The organism is Haemophilus haemolyticus (genome assembly GCF_003490595.1).
GTDB lineage: Bacteria > Pseudomonadota > Gammaproteobacteria > Enterobacterales > Pasteurellaceae > Haemophilus > Haemophilus haemolyticus_L.
The window spans coordinates 65,099-88,367 of sequence record NZ_QQGY01000010.1; the positions used below are offsets into that span (position 1 = coordinate 65,099).

A 23,269-nucleotide genomic window follows, 5' to 3' on the forward strand; every position below is an offset into this window, starting at 1 on the left:
TCAAAAACACCGCCTTTTTAAAATTTCCGTGCGACAATCCGCCTAAATGGTCACATAGGGGAAATGTTATGCAGTCAAAGTTAGAGAGCGTTGCCAACTATCTGCCTGAAATCGTACTGGAAATGGTGGAGTTAGTTGGGTTTGTTGACGTAGAAAAAATTATTAATCAGTTCGGAGGGGCAACGTTTCGTTTTACCGACGGAGCAGTGTATTTTCCGCGACTAAAAGCACTCATTGGGCAGGAAAGTGCAGTCAAATTGCGTCATTATTTTCAGGCGGAGGAAGTATATATTCCGCGTTGTGAAGTCGCTCTGCGGTTGTTACGCAACGAACGCCTAAAAGCGGATTTTGACTACATCACGCAAACCGAAAAGAAAAGTGGCCGCACGGCAATGCTTGAGCTTTGCCCGAAATATCATCTTTCCGACCGCCAAGCGTGGGAGATTGTACGCACGCAACAAACTCCGCAATATCAACAAGCTGCCTTATTTTAGAATTACAGGGTGTGTGGAACCGTCTCCCCCACCCATTCGACCTCATTTAACACAGAATACCCTCAATCATATCAACGAGCGAGGGTATTTTTTATGTCTTTAACTTTTCAGCAGATTTTTGACCGTCTTATCGGACGCGAGGGCGGTTATGTCAACGACCCACGTGACCCGGGCGGCGAAACCAACTGGGGTGTCACTAAACGCACCGCGCAGGCGAATGGCTATACTGGCAACATGAAAACCATGACGCGCCAACAAGCCTATGAAATCTATTATCGCGCATTTTGGTTGCGTTACAACTGTGAGCAAATGCCGGATGCCGTTGCCTATCAATTTTTTGATGCGGCGGTGAATCACGGTTTCGGCAATGCGAGCCGTATGTTACAGCGCGCAGTTGGCGTGTTAGATGACGGCATTATTGGTAAATACTCTCTAGAGGCCATCAATCGCAATCCAATCTCTGACACGTTGATGGTGTTAAACGGCGAACGCCTTAATTTTTACATCCGATTAAAGAACTTTGACCGATATGGCAAAGGTTGGGTGAATCGTGTGGCACAAAACTTGAGATATGGAGCACAAGACAATGAAGTTTAAGTTTTTAGGCGTGTTTAAACGTGTTTTAAATTGGTTTCAAAAGCCTCAAAAAGTCACGCAATATCGACCGCACTTTTACAGTAAAAATGCGTGGAGTTATGTCGTGCGTGGGAAAATGACACCTGCGGTAGCCTTAATGTTGAGATTAACCGCATGAAGAAATTTTTTGAACTCTTTACTAACGATAATGGGCGCGCCAGCACCACAGGCTTTATTCAGTTTTTTGGCTTTTTAGTGCTTGCTGGTGTGCTTGTGTATTCGGTCTATCTCGGTCGTGACAATGCGACCGATCTCTATTTGTATTTTGCGTTTTTCTGCGGCGGGTCCGTAGCAACAAAAGGCGCAGTGATGGCGTATCAATCCCGTGAGCGCGCGAAAGAAGTCGCGCAAGAACGTGCGGTGGAAGAATACGTGGAAAAACCGGAAGAACCTTACCGACCAAGGGGGATTTAATGGGATTGAATTTAATGTTATCGGTGGCTGTGTGCAGCGTTTTGGTGGTGCTTTATGTGGCGTATAAGCTAAAACGCGCAAGCCGTGAAATCGACCGATTATTAAAAAGCAATGAACAGCTGGCACGCGAAAAAGCCGTGGCAGACACACAAGTGAAACACTTTGAAACGAGAAAACAATATGAAGAAAACAGTCGCAATGCTGACCGTGACACTCTTATTGATGGGTTGCACAAGTCAGGGGATCTCCGTGATTAATGCAAGTTGTGCGGGTTTTTCGTTGATATCCGCAAGCCGTCAAGATACGACAGAAACCTTGCGTCAAATTAAAGTGCATAATGATGTATACCGAACCATTTGTCAGCGAGGTGAAAATGGAAGTGCACATTAATGGGATGATGATTTTTAACGCGTTAGTGTCCATTGCGGTATTTTTTATCGGCCTTTGGTTTAAGCGGCTGGATGGCGAATTTAAGCAGTTACATGACGAGGTTGACCAAGTAAAGCGGGATTATCTCTCAAAGGAAGTCTCTAACATCGTCAACAAAAACGTGATGGAAAAACTGGACGCCATCACCAAGCAGCTAAACTCAATCACCGAAAAACTCGACAAGAAGGCGGATAAATAATGTCGGCAAGAGAACAAAAGCGGTTGGATCAAAAGGCCGAACAAGCCAAAACCAACCAAAAGTTAGACCAAATTTTAGATTTAACCCGTGAAGTTAGTCGCAAAATCGACAAGCTGGACGACCGCGTGGACGATATTGACGCCCGTTTAAAAATGTTGGAAACCCGCATGGATAAGTTGGGCATTAAATCCGTCATGGCGGGCGGTTTAGGTGGTTTAGTGGTGTCGGTTGGCTTTGAACTCATCAAAGCGAAATTCGGGGGCTGATGATGGCACACGATGAAAAAACTAAGGCGTATGTGCGCCGTTACTATGTGTTTGATTGCCTGACGCTTGAACAAGCGGCTGAAAAAGCCGGTGTATCGTACAACACCGCTCGCCGTTGGAAAAAAGAAGCGGAAGCCCGCGGAGACAACTGGGACACGGTGCGTGATGCCAACACTATGGCAAGCGGAAAAGTAGAAGACGTGGCGCGCGGTATGCTCACCACGTTTGTCATCTACTTTGAAAAAACCATGGAGGAGCTACGCCATGCGGAAGACTTGCCGGTGAGCGATAAAGCTAAACTGATCCAAGGTTTGGGTGATAGCTACTCGAAAATGGTGGCGAGCAGTAAGCGGTTATTGCCAGAGGTATCAGAGTTAGCAACAGCATGGAAAGTTATTGAGATGGTAACTAATCTAATTAAAACTAAACATCCTGACTTATTGCCTACTTTTTTGTCTGTTTTAGATGATTTAGAAAACATTGTTAAGCAGGAGTTTAAGTGATGGAAAAGCAAAATCAAACCATTGTGCATAAGCATTACTATTTTCGCTGGATTGTGCAATTTGTCTGCATTGTATGTGCTTTTAAGTTAATGGCTGCCGGTATCAAAGGTTGGGGCTGGCTTTTATTTATTGCGGTAATGTTATAGATGAAATACAAAGATTTCGAAAAACAGCTCGAACAACTACGTGCTGAATTACAGCGCAATATCGAAGCGAATTTTGAAGGTTGGGATGATAAACCGCATGCGATTGCAGAGCGTCGTAAGAAAGTCTTAGATAAAGAAAAAGGGTTTGAATATTTTGTTCAAGCCTATTTTCCGCATTATGTACGTTCTCCGCATAAATCCCAGTTACACGAATATCTGTTTAAAAATCTTCCGCTTTCGGTTGAAGAAATAGATAAATCCGTCCGACAAGCTATTGCCGCACCCCGCGGTGAGGCGAAATCCACTATTTGTACGCAATTATTCCCGCTTTGGTGCATGGTATGTAACCTTAAAAATTACATTATTATTGCTATGGATACCAAAGAGCAAGCCTATGGCATGTTAGAAGCCATTAAAGTTGAGGTTGAGTCAAACCCAAGACTTGCTATTGATTTCCCCGAACTTACGCCGGGCAAAGTTTGGCGTGCCGGTGCAATTCTTACGTCTAAAGGGCAAAAAGTGGAAGCGGTCGGTGCTGGGCAAAAGCTACGTGGACGTCGCCATGGAGCTTTTCGTCCTGATTTAGTTGTATTAGATGATATAGAGAACGATGAAACTGTTCAAACACCTGAACAGCGCAATAAATTACACAACTGGATTTTAAAAGCCGTTCTAAAACTTGGTGCCGCCGGTGAGAAATTTGACGTAATTTACGTCGGCACTATTTTGCACTATGACAGCGTATTGAACCGAATTTTAAATACTAAAGGCTGGAGAAGTGTCCGATTTAAAGCCATTTTGCGCATGCCGGACAATATGACGTTATGGGATGAATGGGAAAACATCTATTTGTCTGAAGAAGGCGACGACGACACCTTATCTGACTTATTTTATCAACAGCATAAATCGGAAATGGATGCTGGTTCCGTTGTGTCATGGCTTGCCCGCCCAATTTTATATTTAATGAAAGAACGCGCCAAAGACGGACATTCGGCATTTGATTCCGAGTATCAAAATGACCCGGTCAGTGGCGATGACGCCATTTTTGCGAACAGTCTTAAATATTGGACAGAATTACCTAATAACTTGATTTATTTTGGTGCGGTTGACCCGTCACTGGGTAAAGCCGGTGCAAGTCGTGACCCATCTGCAATTTTGGTCGGTGGATACCATCGGGAAACAGGTAAATTATACGTTGTAGAAGCTCAAATTAAAAAGCGTTTACCCGATTTAATTATTGAGGACGTTATCCGCCTACATACACAGTATAACTGCCACCGTTGGTTTGTTGAGACCGTGCAATTCCAAGAATTCTTAAAAACCGAGTTGGTTAAACGTTCAGCAGCACGCGGAAAACCTGTGCCTGCCACGGCAACAAAACCAAATAGTGACAAAATGCTTCGTATTGAGAGCTTGCAACCGCATATTGCCAACGGGTTAATTTTATTGCATCGCTCACAATCCACCCTTGAATCACAGTTGAGACATTTTCCAAAAGCTGATCATGATGATGGCCCAGACGCATTAGAAATGCTATGGCGTAATGCAGTGACGAGTTCCGTCCCTATTGAGTGGATAGGCTTAAACGATGAAGACTTGGGGCATGATGATTTTGATGCGGAAGATGATTTATATAGCATTTGGCGAGGATAAAACATGAAATTTTTGGAAAAAATTAAAACATTGGTAGGGGTAAAAACAGAACCAACTCAAACCGACGAAGCAATGGTGACAGCTAATGGGCGTGTTTTTTCAGACCACCCGAGCAATCGCATCACTCCGGTAAAGCTGAAAAGCATTTTAGAAGATGCGGAAAATGGCGATATTACGGCACAGCACGAGTTGTTTATGGACATCGAAGAACAAGACAGTGCCATCGGTGCGAATATCCAGACGCGCAAACGGGCGATTTTAACGCTGGATTGGCGCATTGCTGAACCGCGTAATGCCACACCGGCGGAAGAAAAACTGCAAACCGAAATTGACGAGTTGTTTTATCAATATCCGAACCTTGAAAACCTGCTGATGGATATGATGGACGCGGTAGGTCACGGCTTTTCTGCGTTGGAAATCGAGTGGAAATTGGAAAACGGTAAGTATATTCCGCACAACTTTATCGCTCGCCCTCAGTCTTGGTTTAAGCTAGATAAAAACGACAATCTCTTGTTAAAAACCCCTAGCAATCCCATAGGGGAACCTTTGCGTCCGTTCGGCTGGGTGGTGCATTCGCACAAGTCCCGTTCCGTTCAATTGGCGCGTATGGGTTTATTCCGCACACTGGCTTGGCTTTATATGTTTAAGCATTATTCTGTGCGTGATTTTGCCGAATTTTTGGAGCTTTACGGCATGCCGATTCGTATCGGGAAATATGGCGCAGGGGCAACCAACGAAGAAAAACGCACGCTATTACGCGCACTTGCACAAATCGGACATAACGCCGCAGGGATTATGCCTGATTCCATGACTATCGAATTGCATAATGCGGCAAATACTGGTGCTGGGTCGGCAAATAACCCTTTCTTGCAAATGGTGGACTGGTGCGAAAAATCCATTGCCCGCCTGATTTTAGGGCAAACGCTCACATCAGGTGCAGACGGAAAAAGCTCAACTAATGCGCTAGGCAACGTGCATAATGAGGTGCGCCGTGATTTGTTGGTGTCTGACGCTAAACAAGTGGCGCAGACCATCACGCAACAAATCATCTTGCCTTATTTGCAGATTAACGTTGACCCCAATATTGCGCTACATCGTGTGCCATACTTTGAGTTTGACACCAAGAAATACGATGATTTAAGCACCTTTGCTGATGCCATCCCGAAATTGGTGGGGATTGGCGTGCAAATCCCCGAAAAATGGACGCGCGATAAGCTCGGCATTCCAGAAGCACAAGAAGGCGAAGTGGTTTTAAAAGCCGTTCAAAATGATTTTAATCCCGATTTAAAAACACCGGGGAAATCTACCGCACTTTCTGCCCACGTAGTGGGTTGTCAGTGTGCGGGATGTCTTGGTAAAGGCACGCGTGTGGCGTTGTCTGCAGGCAATAATGGGGAGACGGAGCAGGATTTGTTGGATAGCTTGTTAGATCACGGTATGACACAGCTGGACTTTAACCAACAATTAGATCCGATGGTGCAAAAAGCCGTTGCGGTGTTGTCTGCGTGTAACAGCTTTGAAGAAGCCAGTGATAAACTGGCAGAACTTTACCCGGATTTAACCTCGGATGCCCATGAACGCTATTTAACCAGTGCCTTATTCTTGGCTGATTTGTTGGGGGCGTCCAATGCCAAACGTACCTAAATTCGTCATCGGCATGGAGCCGAAAGAAGCCATCGAATTCCTCCGTCAGAAGAAAATGCTAGCGGGGAAAGTCTTTACCAAAGAACTGCACGATAGCGCACTTGCCAAGGCGACCACTATTGCGCGGTTATCCAGTCTTGAAATGACCAAAGACATTTATCAGTCGCTGGAAACCGCTATACGCGAAGGCAAGGGATTTAATCAATGGAAAAAAGACTTGCTTAGCGAGTTTGAGCGCAAAGGGTGGGTGTTCGGCAAGGATAAAAGCGTTAGTCGTGGTATTGATGGGAATCTATTAGCTGACCCGAAAACAGGGGAGTATTTCGGCACTCCGCGCCGCCTGAATACAATTTACCGGGTGAATATGCAGTCTGCCTATTCTGCTGCGCGTTATCAACGCATGCGTGATAACGTGGACAATCGCCCTTATTGGCAATATTCCGCCGTGGGCGATGAACGCACACGCCCCGCGCATTTAGCGTTAAGCGGTAAGATTTATCGTTATGACGATCCGTTTTGGGTGACCTTTTACCCACCAAACGGTTTTAATTGCCGTTGCTCGGTGATTGCCTTATCCGACCGCGATTTAAAACGCCGTGGCATGGATAAGCCCGATGACAGTAGTGAATTTTTGGTTGAGGTGGAACGCCCGGCTGATAAACTGGGTAACCGTGAAAAAACCGTTGGCTTTAAGTTGTCTGACGGCACGGTGCGGGTGACGGATAAGGGCTTTGATTACAATGTCGGAAGATTGAACTATAAACCGAATTTGGATCTTTACCCGGAGAAGCTGGCACATCAGTTTGCTAAGGTGGAAATGAGCGGGGCGGAGTTTAAGTTAGATTATGCTAAGTTGTCAGCCTATTTAGCACCGCACATCCCGCATTACCTATCTCTGAAAGGACGAAAACCACGAAGTGATCTTTTGCAAGAGTTGCGTGATAAATATTCGCGAAATTTTAAATTTGCCGCAGGTGTATTAAATGAGGATACAAGGAAGCAAATTGGCACGGAGCTTAAGACTATTTGGTTTTCCGATGATTCTATGATTAAACAGATTGCAAACCGTTACGGACAGTTTGGCGTTGAAACTTATGAGAAGTTGCCAGATGTGCTTAATTCACCCGATGAAATTAAATCAAGCAAAGGTAATCACTTTGAATTTTATAAAACGATAAATGGCGAACGGTATATGGCGGTGGTTAAAATATTGGAGCATGTGAAAGAACTTTACATGCAGTCATTTAGACGTGATTAATTATGCGCACCATCAGGTGGGACTCGGACTCCCCACACGTATTTCCCGGGTCTATTTCACCCCATCGTTTAGCAGTTGCCGAGATTCGCTGCAACAAACGGTGCACAGTTAAAATATACCCCTCTTAGTTTAAAAAAGCAACGCTTATGATAGAAATCGAAGTCAATAATGCGCAACAGGTTGGTGCGATATTAGATAAACTAGCAAATGCCGCACAAGACCGCGCACCACTCATGCGTAGCATTGCCAGCACGATGGAGTCCGCCGTATTACAAAACTTTGACGTAGGTGGCCGTCCGAAGTGGCTTGGGTTGAAATACCGCCAAGGCACACCGCTAGTTGATACAGAAAATCTGATGGACAGTATCACAAGTTATTATGATAATGACGGCGCAGAGGTCGGCACCAACGAACCTTACGCGGCAATTCATCAATTTGGTGGCAAAGCTGGACGTGGGCGAAAAGTGGATATTCCTGCGCGCCCTTTCCTTGTTTTAACACCGCAAGACGAGGACGATATTCTAGAAGATGTGCAAGCCTATTTTCGGAGTGTAGTTAAATAAAACATAAAACCACGCTAAATCGCGCATATTTGCATTTTTATGATTGTAGGGGTAATTTATCGTTTTAAATTTTTTAAAACGATTTAAAAGGATTTAAAAAGGTTTTAAAAATAGTTTAAGATTAAATGCAACATCCAATTTCAATTTTTCAAAAATTCTAACCTAGAGGGGAGTGAGGAAGTCGCTCCCCTCTTTTCATTTTTCAAACTCCATTATTCTGAAAGCCTAGATTAACTTTTCAGGATTTTAAGAATGAAACTCACCCTTGCAGCCTGTAGTTTTGAAATTGACAAAGCGAAGTATGGACGCATCCAACTTTTGCCTTACGGCAAATTTAGAGCTACTGACGGCAGACCGACAGATGTGGAGGCATGGTATGTAACCGATACAAACGGGGCTGATGTTGTGGCATTGGCTAACAGTCAGAAAAATCCCCTACCCATTGACTACGAACACCAAATCTTACATTCCCAGCAAAACGGCAAAGAGGCTCCTAGCGCAGGTTGGATGGAATATCTCTATTTTAACCCGCAAGGGATTTTTGCTGATGTCCGTTGGACGGACAAAGCCGCGGAATACATCAAAAATGGCGAATATCGTTATATCTCTGCCGTGTTTGCATATGACACGAATGGTTATGTTCGCAAAATCTTTCACGCCGCACTGACCAATAACCCCGCTTTAGACGGTATGGATGAAGTGATGGTTGCCGCCAGTGTGCAACTTTTAAATCAACAAAAGGAAAAACCAGAAATGGATAAGAAATTACTTGCCGCGTTGTGTGCATTATTTGCTTTGAAAGCTGACGCCAGCGAAGCGGAAATTACCGAAAAAGTGACCGCACTTTCTGCTGCCAAAGGCGACAGCCAAGTGGCGGTGTTGGATGTGTATGCCAAGTTAGCCGAAAAAGAACAATCTGTGGCGGCATTAACCGCACAAGTGGGTACGCCTGACCCTGCTAAATTTGTGCCGGTAGAACAGGTCGCCGCCTTACAGGCTGATTTTAATAATCTGAAATCAAGCATTGATAATGATAAAAAAAGTGCACTAATTGAAGCTGCTTTGTCACAAGGCAAGTTATCCCCAGCATTAAAAGAATGGGCGCAAAGCCTAAGTATTGAAGCATTAACCGGTTATTTGGATAAAGCCGCGCCGATTGCGGCGTTAGCTGGCGGTCATCAAGCGAACGAAGATCCGACCAAAGGTAATGTGGTCGCATTAACCGCAGAACAACAAGCCGCCGCAAAAATGCTAGGCATTAGCGATGCGGATTATATTAAAAAATATCAGTCTCAGGAGGCTAAATAATGTCAATCAATAAAGCACAGGTGTTAAACCACATCACCGAAGCCTTTCGTAAAGAATTTATCAAAGGTTTAGAAAATCACCCAACTCAATGGGCGAAAATCGCCATGGAAATTCCTTCCACAACGAAAACCAATACTTACGGATTTTTAGGTAAATTTCCGAAAATGCGTGAATGGGTTGGCCAACGTCAAATCCAAAGCATGCAAGCGCAAGGCACAAGCATTACTAACAAAAAATTTGAATCAACCGTCGGCATTCCGCGCGAAGAGATCGAAGACGATCAGGTCGGTCTATATACGCCAATGATGGAATTAGCGGGTCAATCTGCCGCCGAATTACCTGATGATGAAGTATTCAGCTTGTTGAAAAAAGGTAAATCTACGCTGTGTTATGACGGTCAGAACTTCTTCGATACAGATCACCCGGTGTTTGAGAAAGTGGACGGCACAGGCAACAGTACCACTCAAGTGAACTTAACAGTGGGGACAGATAACGATGCGCCAACGTTCTACATCGTGGACGCCCGTTTGCCGATTAAACCGTTAATCTGGCAAAAACGCACCGCACCAGAAATTGAGCCGAAGTTTGACCCGGCAAAATCCGAACACGTCTTCATGGAAGATGAATACTTATGGGGTGTGCGTGCCCGTGGTGCAGCTGGTTTCGGTTTTTGGCAACTTATCCACCGCGTGGAAAAAACCAACTTAACAAAAGAAAACGTGCAAAAAGTCATCCAAACCATGAAAGGCTTAAAAGGTGACGGTGGAAAAGCATTAAACATTCAGCCGAATTTAATTTTGGTTCCGACCAACCTTGAGTATGCGGCAAAAGAATTGTTTAAAACTAAACAAATCAACGGCACAACCAACATCCTTGAAAGTGAATTAGATGTGCTTGCCTCTCCGTTCATCAACGAATAACCAATCAGGGCGGGAAACCGCCCTAGGAGTTAATTATGGCTAAGAAAAACCAAAAAGACGAAGTAGCGCAAGACGTGCAAACAACACCGGATGAACAGGCGCAAACCCAAGCCGAAACCGGTGCGGATAACGCCGAAAATGAGCCAAAAAGTGCGGTAGAAAAACACGATGAATCGGGCGACAAAGAAGGGCAAGTGATTGTTCCTATTGGTTATTCGGTGAAATTGCGTGAAATCCATCCACAGGCAACCTATGGTCGTTGCGGTTATCGCTTTAAAAAAACCGATGAAGTTTACATTGCAGCGGATGACTTAACGGTTGAACAAACTTTAACGCTTGCGGAAGACCCTTGGTTAGAGCTTGTTCCGGTGTGTGAGGATTAAACCATGTATGCAACGGTAAAAGATTTTGTTTTACGCATTGGCGAGTTTCAGACAATCCAACTGACCGACCGTGACCGCGAAGGCGTGGTAAATGAAAGCGTGCTGACTATTGCGCTTTCGGATAGCACAAGCCAAATCGACGGTTATTTAAGTGCGCGTTATCGCTTACCGTTGCCGACAATCCCGCAAAACTTAACCCGTATTTGTTGTGATCTCACCCGCTATCGTTTGGCAAGTATGTCTGAGGTAACGATTACTGACGAAATTATTACTCGCTATAAATTGAGTTTGAAAGAGCTCGAAGACTTGGCAGCTGGGAAGATTTCGCTCGGTATAGACATTGAGGAAGACCAACAAAGCGACGGCAATGTAGTGATGTTTACCAATCCGAACAACAGGATTTTTGGACGTGATAACCGAAATTGAAAATGCACTGGTTGACCGCTTAACACGCGGCTTGGGACAGCTTGCCAACACCGTGAAAAGCTACGGTGGCGAGTTGGACGATGAAAGCCTGGGTACCGGGCGTTTGCCCATGGTGCTAATAACATTTGGTGGTGCACGAATTGAGCAGATGACGGTGCGAGGTAATGTGTTTCGCACCACTGCCAAGTTTGTGGTGATTATGGCGGTGCGTTCACTGCGGAGTAATCTCGCAGCACGTCAAGGTGGTGTGGATAAACGCGAAATCGGTGCAAATCAGTTGATTTATGCAGTGCGCCGCTTGCTGGACGCGCAACGTTTGGGCGGGTTGGTTAAACCGTTAAAACCGCTGGCGATTCGGACGTTGTTTAACAATGCGCAGTTTCGCACAGAAAAAGTCACGGCTTATGCCATCGAGTATGAAGCGGTATTTGATGATGTTGCACTACTTGAAGACGGTTTGTATCCGGAAAAAACACAAGACCCGAGCAATCCTGATTTTGTGTTTACCCATTATGCGGCCGAACTCTCCCCGGCGTCGCCAACACTCGAGCAGGTGGACGGCAAACTGTATGACCCGAACAACAATGCCGAGGTCGGCTTTAGTGTAAAAACAAAGGATAAAAAATGATTGTAAAAGCAGCCCCTGGGGTGAAAGTCCCTTTAGAAAATCAGCCGTATGCCTACATCGAACAGGAACCGGTTGAAGTAGAAAATACGGTCTATTATCAGCGCCGAATCGCTGATGGTGACTTAATCGAAGTGCAACCAACCCGCAAGCAAAGAGGTGCAGGTAATGACTAACATTGAATTTGAAAAAATCCCGAATAGCTTACGCAAACCGGGTGTTTATACCGAATACAACGCCAAAGGCGCAGTAACTACACTGCCGACTAACGAGCAGGAAGTGCTAATTGTTGCGCCGATGATTGGTGGGACAACCGCATTTACTCAACCCGTGCGCGTGTATTCTGATCTTGATGCAGCAACAGTATTTGGCGCAGGTTCATGGGCGCATTTGATGACCCGCATGGCCATTACTAACAACTCACTCATCCGTTTATCTGTGATGGGTTTAGAGGATAGCTCTTCCGGTGTGGCGGCGAGCGGTAGTTTGGTGTTGACCGGAACCGCCACCACCCAAGGCGTTATGACAGCAACCATTGCAGGTATTGACTACAAAGTCGCTGTAGCAAACGGCGAAAAAGCCAAAGATGTTGCCGCCCGATTAAACGCTGTGATTAACGGTGCGACAGATTGCCCGGCAACGGCTTCTGTGAGTGAAAGCACGATTACGCTTACTGCTAAATGCAAAGGCGCTATTGGTAACGAAATTAATTTAACCGCAACAAATACGGCTAAAGATATAACTATTAGTGCGACAGCATTTGCTAACGGTGCAGAAAATGCGGATTTAGCCCCTGCATTAGCAAGCGTTGCCGGTACGCATTACCACGTCATTATTTCGCCATTTGCGGACGATAAAAACGCCAAAGCGTTGCGTGAGCACTTAGAATCCGTGTCTGCGCCACTTGAGAAAAAACCTGCCATCGGCGTGCTGGCATGGCGCGGCAGTATGGCAACCAGTACGACTTACACCGAAAAAATCAACAGCGAGCGTGTGACTTGCGGTTGGTACAAAGGCGCGATTGAATCCTGTGCGTTAATTGCGGCGGGTTTCGGCGCGGTGATTGCAGGCGAAGAAGACCCCGCACGTCCGTTAAATACCCTTGAAATTAAAGGCTTGACGGAAGTTGACCCGACACAAACCCCGTTATTGACTGAAGCAAATCAGGCGTTATATCACGGGTTAACCCCGATTACCGTTGTAAATCATCGTGTCCGCATTATGCGCGCAATCACGACTTACACAAAATCGGCGACTAATACCGATGATCCGAGTTACTTGGATTTAACCACGATTCGCACGCTTGACTATACGCGCAAAGCTATTGAACAGCGCATTGAGTTGCGTTTTCCCCGCGCTAAGTTATCTGCACGAACACCGGACAAAGTGCGGTCTGAAATCCTAGATGTTTTGTTGCGTTTGGAAAACGAAGAAATCTTGGAAAACGTGGCACAGCATAAAGCCAAATTGTTGGTAAAACGCAATGGTGTTGACCCGAACCGCTTGGATTGTGTAATCCCGACTGATGTCGTAAACGGATTGCATATTGTTGCTAACCGTGTTGATTTGATTTTATAGGAGGCATAAATGGCCCAAGAATTTGCCAGTCTTGGCATCGTCGAAGTGGACGGCCAAGAAATTGACTTAACCAAGTTAGATGTGCGTGTTACCACAGGTCGCAAGCCGGTGAAGACCATCAACCGCAAAGGACGTGTGAAAGGCTTTGCCAAAGGCATTACCGAATATGCGTTGTCACTCACCGTTGTTGTGCCTTTAAACGCACCAGAGCCTGATTGGGATAACGTGACAGATGCCAAAATTACGGTGGAAGAAGAAAACGGTAAACGAATCTCATATACCGGCTGTTTTACCACCGAAACCGGCACAAGCTATACCGTAGATAGCGAAGAAGTGCGCGATTTGCAAATGGTAGCGTTAGACAAGGTTGAAGAATAATGAAAACCCGTTTGAAACTTGGCGTGCTGTATAACGGCACGCTACATCATGACGTGTTAGTCAAGATTCTGACTGTAGGTGGCGAATGCCAAGCGTTGGAAGTCATTAATGATCTTGGATTAAGCGACAAAGAGACATTAAGTCATGCCGAGCAAATGCTGGTCGATTTAGCGTATTTGGCGCAGCAAGTTGAGTTTGATGGCATTCCGCGCGAGGCAGTGACTCCGGCATTCTTGCTGGATAATCTTGCCACTGATGATTACGTGTTTCTTAACAGCGAAATCAATCAACTGCGAAAAAAGCGCATGAGCGTTTCGGAAAGCCAAGAGACGGCAAACGAAGCGTAAAAAAACGCAATGTCAGCGAGGTGTGGCAGGCGTATGAAAACTACCGCTCAGCAACGATTTTACTGGGTAAGTTTGGATTTACCGCACAAGCCGTCTGGGAGATGTGCCACGCGGAAGTCAGCGCATGGATTAACAGCTATTTAGCGAGTCAAGGCGCGAAAAGCCAACAACACACCGAAGAATCTACGACGTCCTATGTTTTTAAGCGTCGTAAAAATAAGGGGGCGTAATGCCCCTTTTTTATTGCTGTTAAATTACGTTTAAACAAGGTTTAAAAATGGCAAATATGGATCTCTCTTTAACACTCAAAGCGAAAGACTACGCCAGTGGCGTGGTGAAAAGCGTGGAAAACAGTGTTAGCAAATCAACCAAAAATATTGAAAATCAAGCTCAACGAAGTGCCACTACGCAACAAAGAGCAGTGCGCCAAACGGCACAAGTGACGGAACAAAGCTACCGCCAAATCCAACAAGCCGCCCGCAATCGTGAAATGCTTGGCGTGCGCAGCGAACGCAGTATCCAAAATGAGATTATGCGCACTCGCGCAGCATACGACCAATTAAAACGCAGTGGTATTGCTTCTGGTCGCGAATTAGACCGTGCCGCTGTGGCGACAAAACGCCGTATTGCTGAGCTAAATGCGGAAATGGGCAAAGTCTCCATGGGGCAACGGTTAGGCAATATTGGGCGTGGCATTGCCGGTTTGGCAGCAGGTGCGACTGCAGCAGGCATGGTGCTGGCACAACCGATGAAAAAACAAATGGATTATGACCGCTCTCTTGCGATGACGGCTAACACCGCCTTCGCAGAGCGTGATGTGGCGGGGCGCATTGCAGGTAAAGCAGAGCTAAATAATGCCGTGAAAAGTGCGGTCGAAATTGGCGGAGGAACCAAGGAAGACGCTTTGGGCGCATTGGATACCATGCTTGCTAGTGGTGCAGTAAAAGCCGAAACCGCCATGAAATTATTGCCAACATTACAAAAAGGTGCCACAGCCACTGGCGCAAGTACCGATGACTTAGCGAAAATCGCTATTTCGGCGATGCAACAGTTTGACATCAGCGAAGATAAGATCGGCGAAGTGTTAGATAAAGCCGTGGCGGCAGGTCAGGCAGGTAACTTTGAATTGGCTGATATGGCGCGTTGGTTGCCGCAACAAATGGCCGCGGGTAAATCTGCCGGCTTAAAAGGTATGTCTGGGTTTGAGGCGTTATTAGTGGCGAACCAACAGGCGCGTGTAACTGCCGGCACATCAGACGAAGCGGGAAATAACTTAGTCAATCTGCTTGCCAAATTGACATCAAAAGAAACCAATGACCGCTTTCGAAAACTCGACATAAAAGGCAAGGACGGGAAAGACCACGGAGTAGATTTTATCGCCTCGATGGAAGCGCAAAAGAAAAAAGGTAAAAACTCCATTGAAGCCTTTATGAGTATTATGGATCAGGTGATTGGTCAGGATGGTAAGTACCAGGCATTGCAGAAAAAACTTAAAAACGCGAAAAAAGAAGATCAAGCTCAAGTCTTAAACGAAATGACAAATTTGGTGGAAGGCACGGCTATTGGTCAAATCATTTCAGATCGTCAAGCGTTGATGGCGTTATTGGGTATCCGTAACAATGTGAGCCTTGGTAAAGAGGTGAAAGAAAGTTTAGATAAAAGCGAAGGCGCAGTGGATACCTCTCATGCAGTGATTAAAGACACTAACAGCTACAAAACGGAAGATGCGAAAAATAACGTGGATTTCGCACAAATGGAAGGCATGAAGGGCTTTAATGACGCGTTGGGTGATGTAAGTGTGAAAATCGCTGAATATGCCAAAGCTTATCCTGATTTAACTGGCAAAATCGTAACTGCAGGCACAGTAGTTGCATCTCTAAGTGCTGCTGCCATTACGGCAGCGGGGTCTTTGCGATTATTGGGCGGAAAAGGCGGTTTAGGGCTTGGTGTGGGTGATGTCTTGAGTAAAGGTGTGGGTGTAACCGGTCCGGCTGGTGGCGTTGCAACTGCGGCTAATACAGCAAAAATGGGACGTCTTGCTAAGTTTGGGCGAGGCGGTTTGCCGTTGCTGGTGTTCGGGGCAATGTTGGAAGGATCAGAAAATTATGCCCCTTACATGGCACAGCAAGAAGAACAACGGGAAGCCTTTGACGCACAACACAAAGACGCAAAACAGAAATTCTATGCCGCTGCTTATCCGAATAAATCAGTGTTTCAATATGCCCCGTCTGTCCCAACGCCTGAAAAGTCAGTTTGGTCTTTAGCAAGTGGTGGTTATGCGCTTGGTGATGCCGCAAAACGTAAAGAGATTGCGGATGAACGCTTAAAACGAGGCACATTAACGCAAGATGAATATAATCGCCGTGTGCAAGTGCCTGACTATAAAACCGACTTTCAACAGCTTGGAAATACGATTACAGAAGGTATGAAACAAGCGGTGGAAAGCCAAAATTTCACCATTCAAAATCAAATCAGAGTGGACTTGGACGGACGAACGATTGCCGAAAGCACGTCCGAAAACCAATATCGCGAACTTAAACGGGGGTAAAAATGAAAGGTTGGACAATGCCGATTCAGCAGGCATCTTATCGCGGCGTACGGTTTGATGTGTTAAGTGTGGATGACAACTTAGAACGCGCCACAATTACGCACGCTTATCCGTTCGTGAACGGAGGCGACATTGAAGATTTAGGTTTAAATCCGCTCACTATCCAACTGCAAGCCGTGTTTTATGGTGAAGGGTATTACACCGATTTTAAACGCTTTTTATCGGCCCTAGAAAAACAAGGTGCGGCGGTGTTGGTGCATCCGATTCGGGGTCGCTTGCAAAATATGCTTTGCACCTCTGCTTATTTCCACCATGAAGCGGATTTTGTGGACTATGTCACAGTCAGTCTTAGCTTTCAAGAGGCTACGCCGGCAAAACCGATCTTCCTGTTTAACTTTTCCGTGCTTGGCTTGATTGATGAGTTATTAACTAAACTCGAAGACTTAGTAGATGATGTATTAGAGCTATATGGCACCTTTATGGAGGGGATTTCGTTTGCCGCTAATGTCAAATCACGTTTATTAGGCTCGTCTGGTGCGCTTTACGGCTGTTTTGAACAAGTACGCGATATGTTCGACATGGACAAGAAAAAGCATGTTATTTCCGCCAATACACCATCATCAAAAGACGCATTCAGACAACAAGGCGGTAATGCCGTGCGTGATATGGCGAGCATGATTCGGGAGGGCTTAACCACGATTGCCAACCGTGATGACTTAACCGTGCGGGCGAAATTTGATGAGGTCACTCGCACCGTGAAAGGCCTGTTAGAAATTGCACCGAATTTAAGCAATGGCAAAAATAGCAAGTCTAACAAATTGAAATCATTAACTTCATCTTTGACGGCGCAGGACACTAAAGAAATTTTCTGTGCCGTGCAGTTATTGACCACGGCGACTGTGCTAAAAATCGCTACGCAGTTTATTGAGGACGATTCGTTGGTTCCGTCCGAAATTGATTACATTGTGACGGAATCGCGCTTGCAAGCCTTGGCGGCGTTGAATACCGTGCGGGCGTTAGTGCAAGCGGAGCAAAACGCGATGACATTACATTACGTCAAAGATGATTTTGGTTTGATGTCATTAAATGCGAAAAAACAAGCGGGTGCAAGACATCTACAAACGCCAAATACGGGGCTTTATACACAAGCCTACAACACAGCGGAAAAACTGCGTCAACAAAGCCACAAATTGACGCAGTTAGCCTTGGCGGCTATTAACCGTAAACCGCCTTTAATCATTCGGACGGTCGAGTTTAACAGTACGATTCAGCAAGTGGCACACGCGTTTTACGGGGATTATACCCGTGCGGGTGAGTTGTTGCGACTTAATCCACATATCCGTTATCCAAACTTTATTGCACGCGGTGAGGTACTCAATGGCTACGCAAAATAACGGCTACCCGTTTAATAATGAGATTGTGGTTGAGATTGACGGCAAGCAGCACAAAAACTGGAAAAGCTACGACATTGACAGCGATTTCCTGATTCCTGCGGACGCCTTTAATTTCAGCATTGGTGTGCCGTCAGATAATACCGTACTGGCGGATTATTCGGGCAAAACCGCAAAAGTGCTGATTAACGGTGAATTGGTACTGACAGGTATTGTTGACACTACACAACATTCCATATCAAAAACTGACCGCACTTTTAGTTTAAATGGGCGCGACAAAGCGTCTATTTTAGTGGATTGCTCCGCGCCGATTATCAACGTCAAAGGCTTAACGGTGTTAGATGCGATTAAAAAAATCGTGGAGCCGCTAGGTATTAAAAAAGTCGAATTGCGTGCGGAATCTAACCCGACATTAGACAAGGTGGACATCGACATTGGCGAAACCGCTTGGAATGCACTAATTCACTGTGCCAATTCGGCTGGGTTGCATGCGTGGTTTGACCCTGCCGGTACGCTGATTGTCGGCGGTGCGGATTACTCCACGCCACCGGTGGCGACGTTATGTTGTGTGAAAGACGGCAAACGCAACAATTTCACACAGGCAAGCCTGACCAAGGATGTGTCCCAAAGCTTTTCAGAGATCACGTTTTTGGCGCAACGGCACGGGCGCAGCGGTGACGACAACAAGAACGATCTGAAATGGGTTTTTAAAGATGGCACTATTGAGACTTATAAGCCGAAAACCGTGATTGTGTCAGACGTGGAAAACTTGGAAGCCCTGAAAAAATGGGCAAAGAAATACATTTCGGACAGCATTTTAAACAGCTTTACTTTGACCATCACCGTGCCTGACCACAAAAACCAAGATGGTGTTTTATGGACGCCGGGGCAACGTGTGCATGTCATCTGCGAAGAATACGACATTGACGCGATTTTCTTTTTGATGGGGCGCCGTTTTTCATTAAGCCGCACGGGCGGAACAATAACGGAACTGCGCTTAAAACAAGATGGCGTGTGGACGCCGGATGCGTATGTGAATAAATCGAAAGCCGCACGCAAACGGAAGGGTAAAAAAGGCGATTTAATTGTATTGGATGGTGACTAATATGCGACGATTAGGACAAGCAATAAGACAACAGGCAGAAACCGCCTTGGGCGCAGTACGCCAAGCCTTTCGAGGAAAGTTGAATTTAGTCAAAAGCGCGGACAATATCCAAAAAGTGCAGGTATCCGGATTAGCGGACGAAACATTACAAGACGTGGAGTTGATGCAACAATTCGGCTTAACGTCCGTGCCACCTGCCGGCACGCAAGTTGTGGTGTTACCGATGGGCGGAGCCACTACGCACTCCATCGTTATTGCGACCGAAAACGGATCTTTTCGTGTTAAAAACCTAAAATCGGGCGAAACTGCCGTTTATGATGAAAGCGGAAGCACAATTATTTTAAAGCAAGGTCGATTAATCGAAATTGATTGTGATATATTAAAAATCACCGCCACCAAGAAAGTCGAAATTAGTAGCCCGCTTGTTGAAACCGACCGCGTATTGACCGCGCAAGGGCAAATCAACGGCAACGGTGGTATGGCAATTCAAGGCGGCTCCGGTGCGTCTTTTACGGGCGATGTGACGCAAACCGGTGGCAGTATCACTACTGACGGCGATGTGACGGCAAGCGGTAAATCCCTTGTTACCCACACTCACCAAGGCGACAGTGGCGGCATGACAGGACAGCCACAATAATTCAAACAAGGCGGTGAGGAAGTCTATCACCGCCTTTTTTCTACTCATTTCTTTTACTCTGCCGGCATGGACAGAGAAATCAGCCCGCTTACCGGGGACTACACAAATCAACACATCAGTACACTGCAAAATGCCGTGTATATCAGACTGACTACGCCATTAGGCTCGTGGTGGGCAAATGGGCGTGTAGGTTCTCTGCTCCATACTATCCAACGAGAAAAAGATTTAAGCCGCGTGGGCATGTTGGCGCAACAATACGCCGAAGAGGCGTTGCAACCGTTACTTGATGACGGCCGCGCAAGCGAAATCATTGTAACGCATGAACAACCGCATAACGGCAAAGTGATTCTTTCTATTTCCGTGACCGACAGCCGGGGCGAACAATACACGTTTAAACACCCCGTAAACGTCATTTAAAAGGTGTTTAAATCGTGTTTATTGTACCCACACTCGAAGAAATCCGCGACAGTATCTTGCGGGATTATCAAACTTATTACCCAAACGCCGACATATCCGAAGATTGTGATGCTTATGCACGTGCTAGTAGTTTAGCAGCATGTGCGGAAGGGATTTATGCACATCAAAAATGGTTAATTAAACAGTTTTTCCCGGATACCGCCGACACCGCGTTTTTAGAAAAACATGCGGGATTGCGCGGTTTGCGCCGTCGAAACGCCACTTATGCAGCAGGTAAAGGTGCTACCGTGAGTGGCAATCCTAATGCGGTGATTGCCGTAGGGTTACAAATTAAAACCGAAGATGGGCGCTTTTATGAGACAACCGAAAGAGCGGTGATTTCCGCCGATGGCACTGCGGTTGTTGCAGTGCGCTCTCTTGCTACTGGCGCGGCGCAAAACATTAAAACCGCTACAAAAGGATCGTTTATGGCTGCGCCTGTGGGCGTTAGCTCGGATGTTGTATTAAATGACGTGGTTGGCGGGACTAATAAAGAAAGCGATAGCTCATTGTTGGAGCGTTTGCTCAATAAAATCCGCCGACCTGCGGCAGGCGGCAACCGATACGATTACAAAGACTGGGCGTTAGATGTGGACGGGGTTGAACAAGCGTATGTTTACCCGCTACGCCGCGGACTTGGCACAGTCGATATTGCTATCACGGCAGACAATGATGTGCCAAATGATGACACAGTGCGTCGCGCGCAGGCTTATATTGATGATGAACGCCCAGTGACGGCAAAAGAAAGCAAAGTTGTTAAACCGGATGTGACAAAAGTCAATTTTAACATCCAAGTCAAAATCAGTGGCGTGGCATTAAATGACATTAAAACCGCTATTCGCAATGCTCTGACTGATTATTTTAATGGTTTGATTCCGGGCGATGATTTAATTGTGTCGCAGTGTGAAGCTGTTGTAAGTGATTTAATCGGCGTGGTTGACCGCCATTTTGTTACCCCAAATGCCAACCGCAAAGCGGACGTTATCAACAAAATTGAGTGGTTTCGCTTAGGCGAAATCACCATGACGGAGATGAGCTAATGCAACACGCAAACGCGCTAAAACAGCTTTATCCGCCGGTGAGCTACAACATCAATGGCGAACATTTTGTTGCGCAATGCGAAGTGGACGGCAATGCGTTTGACCGCTTACAACAAAGTGCGGTGGAAATTTTAAGCGTTATTGAGCCCGCTACATCAAACAAAATGTTAGCCGATTGGGAGCGCGTATGCGGGATTAAAACGGATTTAAGCAAGTCTTATCAAGAGCGTGTTAAACGCGTCATCGTGCAACTTAATGCCGTTGGCGGCTTGTCTATTCCGTACTTTACGCGCATCGCTGAAAGCATTGGTTATCAGATCCAAATTAAAGAGTTTTCCCCTCTACAAAATGACCTGCCTAATCCTGGCGACTTGGTGCAATTTCGCAATGAGCCGCGTGAGAGCTTGATTTATATGTGGCGGGTGACAGTGTTAAACGGTGATGACAATATCGTGTATTTCCGTGCCGGCAGTTCGTTTGCCGGTGATCACTTGGTTGAGTTTGGTGATCCGATTATTGAGGAGTTCTTTCGCGATTTAAAACCCGCTCACACATACTGTTACTTTGCATATCAATAGAGACCAAAAAAAATGAAAACTTTACTACCTGAAATTGATTCCCTGGATAAACGCTTTCACGCCGGCAACCCTGCTACTGGAGAGCAAGGCACACGCGTAACCGACACATGGCTAAATGACGTGCAAGACCACGTGCGCGACGTGCAAGCTGAAGCGCATTATGTGTTGCTAAAAGCTGGCTTTAAACCAGTAGAAAATCAGCAAACTCAACTTTATGATGCGATTGTTAAGATTATTGATGACAACCGAAAGACGGCAAGTTTAACTCAAAAAGGCGAAACCAAACTCTACACTGGCTACGATAGCCAAAGCGAAGATTTAGCATTGACGCCTAAAACCGCCTATCAGCTAAAACAGCTTATTGACTCCAACACACGCTCGCTTGGCAATGTTATCCCAAACAGCAAAAAATCCTCTGCGGTAGATAGTAATAGCGAAGACACCGTCGCAAACAGTAAAGCGGTTAAAAAGGCTTATGATAAAGGTGTGGCAGCCAAAACTGCTGCAGATAATGCCCAACGCACTGCAGATAGCAAACAATCCCCTGCCACAACCTTAGCGGGCTATGGTATCGGGAACTTTAAAATTGAGTCTTTTGTTGGCAATGTAAACACGCTACAAACAGACGGTATTTATGCGGTTACACAAGCAAGTCGGTCGCAAAATCTCCCTGTAGCTGACAATGATTGTCACATCCAAGTTATTGCAGGAGGCGATGACCGTTGGTGTCGTCAAATTGCCTATATTGCTTATAGCACAGATATGTATGAGCGACATCAGACAAGTTATCAGACAGATAGTTGGTCGGCTTGGGCGCGAATTGATGTTAGAAATGAATTTGATGCATTAAAAGATATATTTATTGGTGTCCCAATCCCCTATCCACTCTCTACTGTCCCAACAGGTTGTTTAGCCATGAACGGACAGCGGTTTGATACTAGCCGTTATCCAAAATTGGCGCAGAAATATCCGTCAGGGCAACTACCAGACATGCGCGGTGAATTTATTCGTGGTTTGGATAATGGGCGTGGAGTAGATGCTGGGCGTGAGATGTTGTCGGTGCAATCTGATGAAATCAAATCACATAATCATAAATTTAAATATATAGGCCAAAATCGAAGATCTGAGTCAAACAGAACAGATATCTTTAACCAACTGACTGTAGGTGATTCAGTCTATAGACATGATAGAAGAGATGATTTAATCATCAAAGTCGCAAATGAGTCTGATGTGAAGTATGGGAAAACACCTTACAATGATGTTTCAATCTATATCAATAACACAGGTGGGGCTGAAACCCGCCCACGCAACATCGCCTATCACTACATCTGCCTAGCCGAATAA

30 protein-coding genes and 1 pseudogene are annotated in these 23,269 nt (G+C 45.8%); all 31 read left to right on the forward strand.

Annotation, left to right across the window (positions count from 1 at the left end):
- The first annotated feature begins 68 nt into the window (after positions 1-68).
- The gene (locus DV415_RS08590) at positions 69-494 is read left to right on the forward strand and encodes a Mor transcription activator family protein (RefSeq protein ID WP_118790924.1); all 426 of its coding nucleotides are present in this window, start codon (positions 69-71) and stop codon (positions 492-494) included.
- Positions 495-587: 93 nt separating this feature from the next.
- Entirely contained in the window at positions 588-1,091 is a 504-nt protein-coding gene (locus DV415_RS08595) for a glycoside hydrolase family 108 protein (protein ID WP_118790923.1), read from the forward strand.
- Entirely contained in the window at positions 1,081-1,248 is a 168-nt protein-coding gene (locus tag DV415_RS10230) for a hypothetical protein (RefSeq protein WP_192879116.1), read from the forward strand. The genes DV415_RS08595 and DV415_RS10230 overlap by 11 nt, the downstream gene beginning before the upstream one ends.
- Positions 1,245-1,544, forward strand: a complete 300-nt coding sequence (locus DV415_RS08600; protein WP_118790922.1) for a DUF2644 domain-containing protein — start codon at positions 1,245-1,247, stop codon at positions 1,542-1,544. Before DV415_RS10230 ends, DV415_RS08600 begins: the two co-directional genes overlap by 4 nt.
- On the forward strand, positions 1,544-1,801 hold the full coding sequence (locus tag DV415_RS08605) for a DUF2681 domain-containing protein (protein ID WP_118790921.1): 258 nt from the start codon (positions 1,544-1,546) through the stop codon (positions 1,799-1,801). Before DV415_RS08600 ends, DV415_RS08605 begins: the two co-directional genes overlap by 1 nt.
- A gap of 80 nt (positions 1,802-1,881) precedes the next feature.
- A complete protein-coding gene (locus DV415_RS08610; protein WP_239990922.1) occupies positions 1,882-2,172 on the forward strand; it encodes a hypothetical protein in 291 nt (96 codons plus the stop codon).
- On the forward strand, positions 2,172-2,438 hold the full coding sequence (locus DV415_RS08615) for a hypothetical protein (protein WP_118790919.1): 267 nt from the start codon (positions 2,172-2,174) through the stop codon (positions 2,436-2,438). Before DV415_RS08610 ends, DV415_RS08615 begins: the two co-directional genes overlap by 1 nt.
- Before the next feature lie 2 nt (positions 2,439-2,440).
- Positions 2,441-2,941: a DUF1804 family protein gene (locus DV415_RS08620; protein ID WP_118790918.1), complete on the forward strand. Its 501-nt coding sequence runs from the start codon at positions 2,441-2,443 to the stop codon at positions 2,939-2,941.
- The gene (locus tag DV415_RS10235) at positions 2,941-3,087 is read left to right on the forward strand and encodes a hypothetical protein (RefSeq protein WP_192879117.1); all 147 of its coding nucleotides are present in this window, start codon (positions 2,941-2,943) and stop codon (positions 3,085-3,087) included. The genes DV415_RS08620 and DV415_RS10235 overlap by 1 nt, the downstream gene beginning before the upstream one ends.
- Positions 3,088-4,740 carry a phage terminase large subunit gene (terL, locus tag DV415_RS08625; protein ID WP_118790917.1) on the forward strand — a complete coding sequence of 551 codons (1,653 nt, stop codon included), beginning with the start codon at positions 3,088-3,090 and terminating at the stop codon, positions 4,738-4,740. It abuts the gene before it with no gap.
- A 3-nt stretch (positions 4,741-4,743) separates the two neighbouring features.
- Positions 4,744-6,384, forward strand: coding sequence for a DUF935 domain-containing protein (locus DV415_RS08630; protein WP_118790916.1), 1,641 nt, complete (start codon positions 4,744-4,746; stop codon positions 6,382-6,384).
- On the forward strand, positions 6,368-7,642 hold the full coding sequence (locus DV415_RS08635) for a phage minor head protein (protein ID WP_118790915.1): 1,275 nt from the start codon (positions 6,368-6,370) through the stop codon (positions 7,640-7,642). Before DV415_RS08630 ends, DV415_RS08635 begins: the two co-directional genes overlap by 17 nt.
- A gap of 146 nt (positions 7,643-7,788) precedes the next feature.
- The gene (locus DV415_RS08640; protein WP_118790914.1) at positions 7,789-8,205 is read left to right on the forward strand and encodes a phage virion morphogenesis protein; all 417 of its coding nucleotides are present in this window, start codon (positions 7,789-7,791) and stop codon (positions 8,203-8,205) included.
- A gap of 252 nt (positions 8,206-8,457) precedes the next feature.
- A complete protein-coding gene (locus DV415_RS08645) occupies positions 8,458-9,513 on the forward strand; it encodes a phage protease (RefSeq protein ID WP_118790913.1) in 1,056 nt (351 codons plus the stop codon).
- Positions 9,513-10,433, forward strand: coding sequence for a Mu-like prophage major head subunit gpT family protein (locus tag DV415_RS08650; protein ID WP_118790912.1), 921 nt, complete (start codon positions 9,513-9,515; stop codon positions 10,431-10,433). Before DV415_RS08645 ends, DV415_RS08650 begins: the two co-directional genes overlap by 1 nt.
- A gap of 35 nt (positions 10,434-10,468) precedes the next feature.
- A complete protein-coding gene (locus DV415_RS08655; RefSeq protein ID WP_118790911.1) occupies positions 10,469-10,816 on the forward strand; it encodes a hypothetical protein in 348 nt (115 codons plus the stop codon).
- A 3-nt stretch (positions 10,817-10,819) separates the two neighbouring features.
- Positions 10,820-11,242: a gp436 family protein gene (locus DV415_RS08660; protein ID WP_118790910.1), complete on the forward strand. Its 423-nt coding sequence runs from the start codon at positions 10,820-10,822 to the stop codon at positions 11,240-11,242.
- A complete protein-coding gene (locus DV415_RS08665) occupies positions 11,226-11,870 on the forward strand; it encodes a phage protein Gp37 (protein ID WP_118790909.1) in 645 nt (214 codons plus the stop codon). The genes DV415_RS08660 and DV415_RS08665 overlap by 17 nt, the downstream gene beginning before the upstream one ends.
- Positions 11,867-12,043 (forward strand): DUF2635 domain-containing protein, encoded by a 177-nt coding sequence (locus DV415_RS08670; RefSeq protein WP_118790908.1) that lies wholly within the window; start codon positions 11,867-11,869, stop codon positions 12,041-12,043. The genes DV415_RS08665 and DV415_RS08670 overlap by 4 nt, the downstream gene beginning before the upstream one ends.
- A gap of 652 nt (positions 12,044-12,695) precedes the next feature.
- Positions 12,696-13,046: pseudogene (locus DV415_RS10490) on the forward strand (phage tail sheath subtilisin-like domain-containing protein); the annotation flags it as partial.
- Between the two features lie 42 nt (positions 13,047-13,088).
- A complete protein-coding gene (locus DV415_RS10495; RefSeq protein WP_421794437.1) occupies positions 13,089-13,445 on the forward strand; it encodes a phage tail sheath C-terminal domain-containing protein in 357 nt (118 codons plus the stop codon).
- A 9-nt stretch (positions 13,446-13,454) separates the two neighbouring features.
- A complete protein-coding gene (locus DV415_RS08680) occupies positions 13,455-13,823 on the forward strand; it encodes a phage tail tube protein (protein ID WP_118790906.1) in 369 nt (122 codons plus the stop codon).
- On the forward strand, positions 13,823-14,170 hold the full coding sequence (locus DV415_RS08685) for a hypothetical protein (protein WP_118790905.1): 348 nt from the start codon (positions 13,823-13,825) through the stop codon (positions 14,168-14,170). The genes DV415_RS08680 and DV415_RS08685 overlap by 1 nt, the downstream gene beginning before the upstream one ends.
- 277 nt (positions 14,171-14,447) lie before the next feature.
- Positions 14,448-16,718, forward strand: coding sequence for a phage tail tape measure protein (locus DV415_RS08695; protein WP_118790903.1), 2,271 nt, complete (start codon positions 14,448-14,450; stop codon positions 16,716-16,718).
- 2 nt (positions 16,719-16,720) lie between these two features.
- Positions 16,721-18,112: a DNA circularization protein gene (locus tag DV415_RS08700; protein ID WP_118790902.1), complete on the forward strand. Its 1,392-nt coding sequence runs from the start codon at positions 16,721-16,723 to the stop codon at positions 18,110-18,112.
- Complete coding sequence (locus DV415_RS08705) at positions 18,096-19,214, forward strand: phage baseplate assembly protein (protein WP_118790901.1); 1,119 nt, start codon at positions 18,096-18,098, stop codon at positions 19,212-19,214. The genes DV415_RS08700 and DV415_RS08705 overlap by 17 nt, the downstream gene beginning before the upstream one ends.
- Before the next feature lies 1 nt (position 19,215).
- Positions 19,216-19,851: a phage baseplate assembly protein V gene (locus DV415_RS08710; protein WP_118790900.1), complete on the forward strand. Its 636-nt coding sequence runs from the start codon at positions 19,216-19,218 to the stop codon at positions 19,849-19,851.
- 66 nt (positions 19,852-19,917) lie between these two features.
- On the forward strand, positions 19,918-20,268 hold the full coding sequence (locus DV415_RS08715) for a phage GP46 family protein (protein ID WP_032823801.1): 351 nt from the start codon (positions 19,918-19,920) through the stop codon (positions 20,266-20,268).
- 14 nt (positions 20,269-20,282) lie between these two features.
- Entirely contained in the window at positions 20,283-21,347 is a 1,065-nt protein-coding gene (locus DV415_RS08720) for a baseplate J/gp47 family protein (RefSeq protein ID WP_118790899.1), read from the forward strand.
- On the forward strand, positions 21,347-21,925 hold the full coding sequence (locus DV415_RS08725; protein ID WP_118790898.1) for a YmfQ family protein: 579 nt from the start codon (positions 21,347-21,349) through the stop codon (positions 21,923-21,925). Before DV415_RS08720 ends, DV415_RS08725 begins: the two co-directional genes overlap by 1 nt.
- A 12-nt stretch (positions 21,926-21,937) precedes the next feature.
- On the forward strand, positions 21,938-23,269 hold the full coding sequence (locus DV415_RS08730; RefSeq protein ID WP_118790897.1) for a tail fiber protein: 1,332 nt from the start codon (positions 21,938-21,940) through the stop codon (positions 23,267-23,269).

Bases quoted from the DNA above. Each gene is read 5' to 3' on its own strand.
- DV415_RS08590 (WP_118790924.1), top strand. From the start codon at position 69: ATGCAGTCAAAGTTAGAGAGCGTTGCCAACTATCTGCCTGAAATCGTA.
- DV415_RS08595 (WP_118790923.1), top strand. From the start codon at position 588: ATGTCTTTAACTTTTCAGCAGATTTTTGACCGTCTTATCGGACGCGAG.
- DV415_RS10230 (WP_192879116.1), top strand. From the start codon at position 1,081: ATGAAGTTTAAGTTTTTAGGCGTGTTTAAACGTGTTTTAAATTGGTTT.
- DV415_RS08600 (WP_118790922.1), top strand. From the start codon at position 1,245: ATGAAGAAATTTTTTGAACTCTTTACTAACGATAATGGGCGCGCCAGC.
- DV415_RS08605 (WP_118790921.1), top strand. From the start codon at position 1,544: ATGGGATTGAATTTAATGTTATCGGTGGCTGTGTGCAGCGTTTTGGTG.
- DV415_RS08610 (WP_239990922.1), top strand. From the start codon at position 1,882: ATGATGTATACCGAACCATTTGTCAGCGAGGTGAAAATGGAAGTGCAC.
- DV415_RS08615 (WP_118790919.1), top strand. From the start codon at position 2,172: ATGTCGGCAAGAGAACAAAAGCGGTTGGATCAAAAGGCCGAACAAGCC.
- DV415_RS08620 (WP_118790918.1), top strand. From the start codon at position 2,441: ATGGCACACGATGAAAAAACTAAGGCGTATGTGCGCCGTTACTATGTG.
- DV415_RS10235 (WP_192879117.1), top strand. From the start codon at position 2,941: ATGGAAAAGCAAAATCAAACCATTGTGCATAAGCATTACTATTTTCGC.
- terL (WP_118790917.1), top strand. From the start codon at position 3,088: ATGAAATACAAAGATTTCGAAAAACAGCTCGAACAACTACGTGCTGAA.
- DV415_RS08630 (WP_118790916.1), top strand. From the start codon at position 4,744: ATGAAATTTTTGGAAAAAATTAAAACATTGGTAGGGGTAAAAACAGAA.
- DV415_RS08635 (WP_118790915.1), top strand. From the start codon at position 6,368: ATGCCAAACGTACCTAAATTCGTCATCGGCATGGAGCCGAAAGAAGCC.
- DV415_RS08640 (WP_118790914.1), top strand. From the start codon at position 7,789: ATGATAGAAATCGAAGTCAATAATGCGCAACAGGTTGGTGCGATATTA.
- DV415_RS08645 (WP_118790913.1), top strand. From the start codon at position 8,458: ATGAAACTCACCCTTGCAGCCTGTAGTTTTGAAATTGACAAAGCGAAG.
- DV415_RS08650 (WP_118790912.1), top strand. From the start codon at position 9,513: ATGTCAATCAATAAAGCACAGGTGTTAAACCACATCACCGAAGCCTTT.
- DV415_RS08655 (WP_118790911.1), top strand. From the start codon at position 10,469: ATGGCTAAGAAAAACCAAAAAGACGAAGTAGCGCAAGACGTGCAAACA.
- DV415_RS08660 (WP_118790910.1), top strand. From the start codon at position 10,820: ATGTATGCAACGGTAAAAGATTTTGTTTTACGCATTGGCGAGTTTCAG.
- DV415_RS08670 (WP_118790908.1), top strand. From the start codon at position 11,867: ATGATTGTAAAAGCAGCCCCTGGGGTGAAAGTCCCTTTAGAAAATCAG.
- DV415_RS10495 (WP_421794437.1), top strand. From the start codon at position 13,089: ATGCGCGCAATCACGACTTACACAAAATCGGCGACTAATACCGATGAT.
- DV415_RS08680 (WP_118790906.1), top strand. From the start codon at position 13,455: ATGGCCCAAGAATTTGCCAGTCTTGGCATCGTCGAAGTGGACGGCCAA.
- DV415_RS08685 (WP_118790905.1), top strand. From the start codon at position 13,823: ATGAAAACCCGTTTGAAACTTGGCGTGCTGTATAACGGCACGCTACAT.
- DV415_RS08695 (WP_118790903.1), top strand. From the start codon at position 14,448: ATGGCAAATATGGATCTCTCTTTAACACTCAAAGCGAAAGACTACGCC.
- DV415_RS08700 (WP_118790902.1), top strand. From the start codon at position 16,721: ATGAAAGGTTGGACAATGCCGATTCAGCAGGCATCTTATCGCGGCGTA.
- DV415_RS08705 (WP_118790901.1), top strand. From the start codon at position 18,096: ATGGCTACGCAAAATAACGGCTACCCGTTTAATAATGAGATTGTGGTT.
- DV415_RS08710 (WP_118790900.1), top strand. From the start codon at position 19,216: ATGCGACGATTAGGACAAGCAATAAGACAACAGGCAGAAACCGCCTTG.
- DV415_RS08715 (WP_032823801.1), top strand. From the start codon at position 19,918: ATGGACAGAGAAATCAGCCCGCTTACCGGGGACTACACAAATCAACAC.
- DV415_RS08725 (WP_118790898.1), top strand. From the start codon at position 21,347: ATGCAACACGCAAACGCGCTAAAACAGCTTTATCCGCCGGTGAGCTAC.
- DV415_RS08730 (WP_118790897.1), top strand. From the start codon at position 21,938: ATGAAAACTTTACTACCTGAAATTGATTCCCTGGATAAACGCTTTCAC.